The organism is Porphyromonas sp. CAG:1061, assembly GCF_000435035.1.
In the GTDB taxonomy this organism is placed as follows: domain Bacteria; phylum Bacteroidota; class Bacteroidia; order Bacteroidales; family Porphyromonadaceae; genus Porphyromonas_A; species Porphyromonas_A somerae.
Genome location: NZ_HF988916.1, coordinates 1 through 4,294 on the forward strand (window position 1 = coordinate 1; position 4,294 = coordinate 4,294).

At 53.5% G+C, this 4,294-nt stretch carries 2 protein-coding genes and 1 pseudogene; 1 reads left to right on the forward strand and 2 read right to left on the reverse strand.

The features are described from left to right. Window positions 1-1,014 (forward strand): annotated as a pseudogene (locus QVO39_RS04900) (cell surface protein SprA); the annotation flags it as partial. Here QVO39_RS04900 and mnmA read toward each other — a convergent pair. Then, window positions 1,003-2,076: a tRNA 2-thiouridine(34) synthase MnmA gene (gene mnmA, locus QVO39_RS04905; protein ID WP_021903250.1), complete on the reverse strand. Its 1,074-nt coding sequence runs from the start codon at window positions 2,074-2,076 to the stop codon at window positions 1,003-1,005. The pseudogene QVO39_RS04900 and the gene mnmA overlap by 12 nt on opposite strands. A gap of 2 nt (window positions 2,077-2,078) precedes the next feature. Further along, window positions 2,079-4,133 carry a methionine--tRNA ligase gene (gene metG / locus QVO39_RS04910; protein ID WP_288171790.1) on the reverse strand — a complete coding sequence of 685 codons (2,055 nt, stop codon included), beginning with the start codon at window positions 4,131-4,133 and terminating at the stop codon, window positions 2,079-2,081. Window positions 4,134-4,294: the final 161 nt, after the last annotated feature.

The following is a 4,294-nucleotide window of genomic DNA, read 5'->3' on the forward strand; positions in this document are numbered from 1 at the left end:
CGACAGTTGATGCCAGGCATTGCCTTTCGACTTGGTATGGATCACCCTCTCTCCACCTTTGAAAAGATGCAGGAGCAGAGCCTCATTACCCAGAAGGGAGGCAGTCGCCAACCACTAACCACCTTTTGGCGAAATGAAATGGAGGCGCGGCTGAGGTTCGAGCCTCTGAAGGGACTCGAACTCACCTTTACCTACGAAAACAACCGACACCACCACACCTCGGTGACCCCTTACCAAACCGAGGGGGCCAAGATAGAGCGAGGCAACCTACGGTATAGCACCATCGCACGACTGCAGAAGCACCCCGAGGTAGAGCACTTTGCCCAGCAGTCGAGTCTACTTTACCTGGAGCGTGAGGGGCTACCTAGCCTGTTGGCCACTCTGCCCAATTGGCAAGTGTCGCTCAATATCTCCCAGTGGCACTCGTGGCTAAAGGAGCATATCCCCACCCTCAAGCTGACCCATCAGTATCGGGCTTATGTGGAGGTGCCTACCTACTACATCACTGCCGAGCAGAATGACCTCCAAAGCCTAGTGGTGAGTGAGGAGCTGAGCCCGCTCATCGGGCTAGAAGTGAAGAGTCAGCTCGGCATCTCGCTAGAGGAAAGGTACAACCAACGCCACTCCCAAACCCTCCAAACCACCGCCAAGCGGATACTCGATCAGACCGACTATGAACTCTATAGTCGGCTAGGCTATTACGTCACCTTCGCACCCCTCTTCACCAGTAAGATCAGCCTACTTAGGAGCGAGCGACAGAGCCTTCGCCTACAGCTCCACCACACCTATACCTATAGCCTTCTCCGGAATATCCAACAACAGGAGAGCGACCTTGCCCTACAAGGAATGAAAGCCCATACTCTGCAATTTTCAGCAGAGTATGGGCTTTCTGATGCCATTAGCGTTCGGGCGTTTGTGGAGCGTCAGCAGCGCCAACCACTCGTTTCCAATTATAGCTTCCCCTTCAAGCGAACCACCTACGGGCTACTCTTCCGGCTGCAACTAAAGCCTTAGCCCCCGGGCAATCACCCCCGAGCCGTAGCAGAGTTGCTGTGAACGGTCGTAGATAGTACAAAACTGCCCTGGGGCAATCCCTTGAATCAATTCAGTAGAGTGCAGAGTGTAGATTCCCTCAGCGTCCCGCTTCAGTTGTCCCACGGTAAAGTCGGGCGTGTGGCGTACCTTGAAGGTCACCTCTAGCTCCTCCCCCTCCATCGGGTCGAGCGTAATCCAGTGCATCTCCGGCATCTCCACCACATTGCCATACTGCGTCTCGGGGTCGTAGCCACGACTCACATAGAGCCTATTTTGCTCAATATCCTTGCGGATCACAAACCACGGGCCACCCGATAGTCCGAGCCCCTTCCGCTGACCGATGGTGTGGAACCAATAGCCCCGATGCTCACCGACCACTTTGCCCGTTTCCAGCTCAATGATTTCGCCCTTCTGAGTACCGAGATAGCGCTCCAAGAATTGATTATAATCCACCTTGCCGAGGAAGCAAATCCCTTGGCTATCCTTTCGCTGTGCCGTGACTAAGTGCTCCATCGAAGCGATCCTCCGCACCTCACTCTTTGGCAGTTCCCCAAGGGGAAAATAGGCCTTTAGGAGCTGAGGATAGGTGATCTGAGCGAGGAAATCGGTCTGGTCTTTCACTGGGTCCACCGCCGTGGCGAGGAACTCCTTATCGCCCACCACCTTTTTACTCGCGTAGTGACCCGTTGCGATCTGATCGTAATCCCGCCCCGCATACTCATTGAAGTAGCCAAACTTGATGATCCGATTGCAGAGCATATCGGGGTGAGGGGTACGTCCCTCCCGCACCGTGTCGATGATGTATTGCACCACATAGTCCCAGTACTCACGATGCAGATTGACCACCTCCAGAGGGCGACCATAGTGCTTGGCGAGCCACTTCACCATCTCCATATCCTCCTCGCTAGGGCAGTCCTCATAGCCTGCCTCATTAGCTCCGATATAGATATAAAAGAGGTCGGGCGCCTCGCCACGCTCCATCATCAGATGGAGTGCCACGGAGCTATCCACACCGCCCGAGAGCAATAGTGCACGTTGCATAATCAGGATACCTTACTGCCTGGCTTCACCTCCTTGCTCGTGGTGAGTACGGAGAGGGAGCCATCGGCCTCCATTACGGAGAGAATCATCCCTTGGCTCTCGATTCCTCTCATCTTACGAGGGGCAAGGTTGGCCACAAAGATCACCTGCTTCCCTACCAGCGTCTCCGGGTCGTAGTGCTTAGCCAGACCCGAGATGATGGTCCGCTCTCCAAAGCCATCATCGAGGGTAAATTGCAGGAGCTTATCGGTCTTCGGCACCTTGGTACAAGCCTTCACCGTAGCCACACGGAGGTCGATCTTCTCAAACTCCTCAAACTTAATCTCGGGGGCAATCGCCAGTGGTTTTGCCGCCTTAAGAGCTGCCTCTGCATTGCTCTTCTTGATCGCTGCTAGGCGGTCGAGCTGAGCTTGGATCGTTGCATCCTCTAGCTTCTCAAAGAGGAGCTCAGGCTTCTCTAGCTGATGACCTGCTTCCAATAGGTCGCTTCTACCGATCTCCGACCAGGTGAGGGCACCCTCCATATTCAGCAGATGGCGTAGCTTCTTCATAGAGAAGGGGAGGAAGCTCTCCATCAAAATAGCCAGATTGGCACTGATCTGTAGCGCCACATTGAGGATGGTAGCTACCCGATCCATATCTGTCTTTGCCAACTTCCAAGGCTCCATATCGGCAAGATACTTATTGCCTAGGCGTGCCAAGTCCATGGCCCTACGCTGGGCATCACGGATATGGAAGTTATCGAGCAGGTTGGCCACATCGTCGCGGATGGTGCCGATCTCGGCAAGGACCGCCTTATCCTCCTCCTGAAGGGTGGTGATGGCAGGCACCTTCCCCTCAAAGTACTTGTGGGTTAGCACCAAAGCACGATTCACGAAGTTGCCAAGCACTGCTACCAATTCATTATTATTGCGAGCCTGGAAATCGCTCCAGGTAAAGTCATTATCCTTGGTCTCAGGAGCATTGGCGGTCAAGACATAGCGGAGGATATCCTGCTTGCCAGGGAAGTCGCGTAGGTACTCGTGGAGCCAAACCGCCCAATTTCTACTGGTAGAGATCTTATCTCCCTCGAGATTGAGGAACTCGTTGCTAGGCACATTATCGGGGAGGATAAAGGAGCCCTCAGCCTTGAGCATCGCAGGGAAGACAATGCAGTGAAAGACGATATTGTCCTTACCGATGAAGTGGATCATGCGGGTCTCGGGATCTTTCCACCAGGTCTCCCAACTATCGGGGAAGAGCTCTTTGGTATTGGAGATGTAGCCGATAGGGGCATCAAACCATACGTAGAGCACCTTGCCCTCAGCGCCCTCTAGCGGTACCGGAATACCCCAGTCGAGGTCGCGGGTCACCGCTCTAGGCTGTAGTCCAAGGTCGAGCCAACTCTTCACCTGTCCGTAGACATTAGGGCGCCACTCCTTGTGCCCCTTGAGGATCCACTCGCGAAGCCACTGCTCGTACTTGCCGAGGGGTAGGTACCAGTGCTTGGTCTCTTTCATCACTAGCTCCGAACCGCTGATGGCCGACTTTGGATTGATTAGGTCGGTGGCATTCAGACTGCTACCGCACTTCTCACACTGGTCGCCATAAGCCCCTTCGTTGCCACAGATAGGACAAGTACCGGTGATGTAGCGGTCGGCAAGGAATTGCTTGGCCTCCTCATCGTAGTACTGCTGAGAGGTCTGCTCTATAAACTCGCCCTTTTCGTAAAGCGTAGTGAAGAAGTCCGACGCCATCTTGTGGTGCGTTTCGCTCGTGGTGCGAGAGTAGACATCAAAGGAGATGCCAAACTCCTCAAACGACTCTTTGATCAGTTGGTGGTAGCGATCCACAATATCCTGTGGCGTTACCCCCTCCTTCATCGCTTTAATCGTGATGGGCACTCCATGCTCATCCGAACCACCGATAAAGGCCACCTCCTCGCCTTTCAGACGAAGGTACCTCACATATATATCTGCTGGCACATAGACCCCTGCCAGGTGCCCAATATGGACCGGACCATTGGCATAAGGAAGGGCCGTCGTCACCAAAGTACGCTTAAATTTTCCGTTACTCATATCCTTCTTATTTCTATCCATTGTATATTTGGCACAAAGTTACAAAAATCAAATGACAGCGAGATAAATAGTGCCATTGGAGGCAGGGGTTACGCATTAGAAAGGCGTTGCATCTCATCCTCGACTTATAGTCATCAAAGAGACTGATAGATCGGAAGAAC